A 3,394-nucleotide genomic window follows, 5' to 3' on the forward strand; every position below is an offset into this window, starting at 1 on the left:
TCTCCCCCACCTTCTCCCCCACCTTCTCCCCTTGGGGCATGCGCGCGAACCGGATGCCGCGTGCCGCGCAGGCGTCGATCTGCGCCTGTGACTTGGGCATCAGCGCCGCGACCATCGCGTCGGGGCTGGTGCCCTCCACCGACAGGCTGCAATCGGCCGGCCCGGCGGCCTGCGCGCCGCCGGCAGCCAGGACTCCGAGCAGGGGGATTGCAAACAGGACCTTCATCTCAACCTCCCGTCCGGGTATTGCCGCGATCGGCCATCCTGGCGCCGCCGGCCGCGCCGCGTCCGCCGATCAGCGCCTCGACCGCCCAGTAGTAGGGATGCGCCAGGGCCGCCTTGCCGCCCGTCGCCTCATCCAGCATCCGCCGCTGCGCCACCGCCAGCGCCGCCGCCGGCCCGGCTTCGGGATGCGCCCGCAAGGCCTGCAGGAACAGCGCGGTCAGGTAGGTCGTGGTCATGTCGTTGGCCTCCCAGTGGGTGACCAGCAGCGACCGGGCGCCGGCGAAGAAGAAGGCGCGCGCCAGGCCCGACAGGCTTTCGCCCGCGCCGTCGCCGTTCTCGCCGCCGGTGTTGCATGCCGCCAGGATCACCAGGTCGGCGTCCAGGTGCAGCAGCTCGATCTGCGACGCCGTCAGCATCGCGCCGCTGGCATCGGGCGCATCCGGCGCGGTCGAGGTCAGCACCGCCGGCTCGGTCTGGCAGCGCAGCTCGCCCGGCAGGATCGCGTGCGTGGCGAAATGCACGATCCGGTAGTCGGTCAGGTTCTTCGCCAACACCGGCTTGGCGGTGAAGGCCGGGCCGAGCAGCTCGTCGCTGGCGCTGGCGCCCAGCAGCTGGCGGGCCACCTCCAGCTCCCGCCGCGCGCCGGGCAGCGGCGGCAGGCTGGCCAGTTCACGGGCGCTGGCGCCGCAGGTCCCGGCCGGGAACGTCGCCATCGCCTGGCGCGCCGTGGGCGGCCGGAAGTCGCCCATGCCGAACCACGGCCGGGGGGCGCGGATGGTCCTGGCGTCGCGGCGCAGGTTGACGAAGCTGGCCGCCGAGGGCACGTGCGAAACCGTCATGCCGCGGATCAGGAACGGCGCCTGGTTCAGTGCCTGCCCGGCCCGCGCCGGCGCGGTCAGCAGCGCGCCGAACGGCACCGACAGCAGGCTGCCGGACGGCGCCACGGTCAGGGTGGAGACGCCGGCCAGCCCGGCGGTGACCGGCTGCAGCACCGCGGCATACAGCTTGTAGGCGGCATCGGCGTCGAACGGCGCCGGATGGTTGTCGGGCGACAGCTCCATGCTGGCGCGGAAGCGCCTGACCAGCTTGTCGATCCGCCCTGCCCCGCCGGCAATCCGGACGGCGCTGATCGAATTCCGGCGCAGCAGCAGCGTCCAGCCCTCGTCGTCGCCCATGACGACCACCGCCACCGCCTCGTCCGGCTGCAGCAGCTTTTGCACGTCGGCGGCGGACACCGAGTCCTGCACCAGCGCGGCAAAGCCGGGCGCCGCCGCCTGCCGCGCCTGGCCGGCGTCACGCTGGGCGTCCTGCGCCTTGCTGATCTCCTGGTTCAGCGCCGCCACCGCGGCGGCATTCACCTTGCCCGCCGCCATGTCGGCGCGCTGGCGATACAGCGCATCCAGGCGGTCGGTCGCGGCGTCGTACTGCCGGATCGCCTCCGCCACCTTCGGATCGCGTGCGCCTTCCGTCAGCCGGGCGGCCAGCGCGATCTGCCGGCTGGTGATGCTGCCCTGCGCCAGTTGCGACAGCGCGAACATCTCGGCCAGCACCGTCTGGCCACCTGTCGCCACCTCCTGCGACAGCGCATGCAGGCACGGCATCAGCAGGTCCGGCTCCACGCCGGCCTTGAGCGTCTGCAGGATCCGGCTGGCGTCGCGGCAGGCGGGCAGCGCATCGGCGTAGTCGCCCTTGCCGCCGTAGCGCGCGGCCTGCAGCAGCTGGGTTTCCGCCAGCGGCATGCTGGCCGGCTGCGCCCGGGCGAAGGTGTCCACCGCCAGGCCAAGCTCCGACAGCGACCGCCCGGCGTCTTCCGCGGTCATGCCGACGGTGCGGTAATAGCGCGCCATCAGCCGCGGGTCGCGGCCGGCATACAGGTCGCGCGCCGCGGCCAGCGCCGCCGCGGCCTCTCGCGTGCGGCCCAGGGCGCTCAGCGCGATCGCCCGGTAGCGGCGGGTTTCGATCAGCCCGTTCAGCGCGTCGCTGCTCTCCTGGTCCGCCACCAGCGACGAGTCCGCCGCCGCCTGCGCCATCCGCTCCACCGCGCTGCGCGCCCCGGTCGAGCGGCTGCGCGGCACCAGGGCGTCGGGCGGGACGATGGCGACGAAGCCGCGCTCGGCCTTGTCGAGCAGCGCCAGCGCCTCGGCCGGCTTGTTGCGGTTGACGGCGTTCAGCGCCATCAGGTGCTCGATCAGCGGCCGCGCCGCCGGATCGATCTGGTCCGGCCGCGCCGCCAGCTGCTCCGCCCGCACAAAAAGCCGATCGGCCTCGGCGTAGCGGCCCTCGTTGGAGATCTGCAGGGCCTCGCGGGCCAGCTGCAAGGCCAGCGCGGGATTGTCCGGGCCGACGATGCGCTCCTGGATCGAGATCGCGGTGCGGTAGGCGATCTCGGCGGCAGCATGGTTGCCGCGGCGGTTTTCCTGCGCGCCGCGCGCCAACTGCTGCTCGACCTGGGCAATCGCGCCCGCGCCCTGGATGTCGAGCGCCTGCGCCGCCGCGCGCTCGGTCGCCAGGCCGGTGTCGCCCGCCGCCTTGGCCGGGACGGCCGGCATGCGGCCGGACAGCACGCCGATGGCCTGCGGCAGGATCGACTCCACCGGCTTGACCCCGTCGGCCACATACAGCGTGCCGCCGACGCGCGCGGCGAGCACCGCTTGCGGCCAGCCGCCCTGCCGGCGGGTACAGGACAGCGTGGCCGCCGGGCTGCCCAGCAGCGTCGTGCGCGCCGGCATGCCGCACTGGAACCGCCCGTCGAACACCGTCCGCCAGCCGCTGTCGGCCAGGAACGACGCCGGGTCGGTGGCGCTGTCCGGCATCACCACCCGCCCGGCGGGCTCGAGATAGGTGCCGCAGTATATCGGCGCGTCGGTGCCGCCGCGCTGCACCGAGCAGGACTCGTGCGCGGCGTTGCTGCCCAGGTCAAGCGCCTGGCTGCCGTGCGTGCCGCCGACATAGGCCCCGGGCGGCGGCACCGCGCAGGACGCCAGGCCAAGCGCTGCCGCCAGGGCGAAAAGTCCGCGGCCGGGACGGCGAGAGGAACGAGTTATACCAACCGCCCGAATTTTTGACTCGTTGGGGATTCTCAAACGCCGCCGGTTGTGAGTCGATAGGCGAAACTGTCGATTCGCAAGGGAGGCGACGGCGTTGCTCAAGATTACCCGTAACGACCTGA

The 3,394-nt window shown here is 73.3% G+C and carries 2 protein-coding genes; both read right to left on the reverse strand.

What is annotated here, in order from left to right; translation table 11 throughout:
- On the reverse strand, nucleotides 1-226 hold a 226-nt coding region (locus CCS01_RS16025), incomplete at its 3' end, for a hypothetical protein (RefSeq protein WP_146101796.1).
- A 1-nt stretch (nucleotide 227) separates the two neighbouring features.
- Entirely contained in the window at nucleotides 228-3,194 is a 2,967-nt protein-coding gene (locus tag CCS01_RS16030) for a CHAT domain-containing protein (RefSeq protein WP_104519795.1), read from the reverse strand.
- Nucleotides 3,195-3,394 lie beyond the last annotated feature (200 nt).

Origin of the sequence: Rhodopila globiformis (assembly GCF_002937115.1) — a bacterium.
GTDB classification, from domain to species: domain Bacteria; phylum Pseudomonadota; class Alphaproteobacteria; order Acetobacterales; family Acetobacteraceae; genus Rhodopila; species Rhodopila globiformis.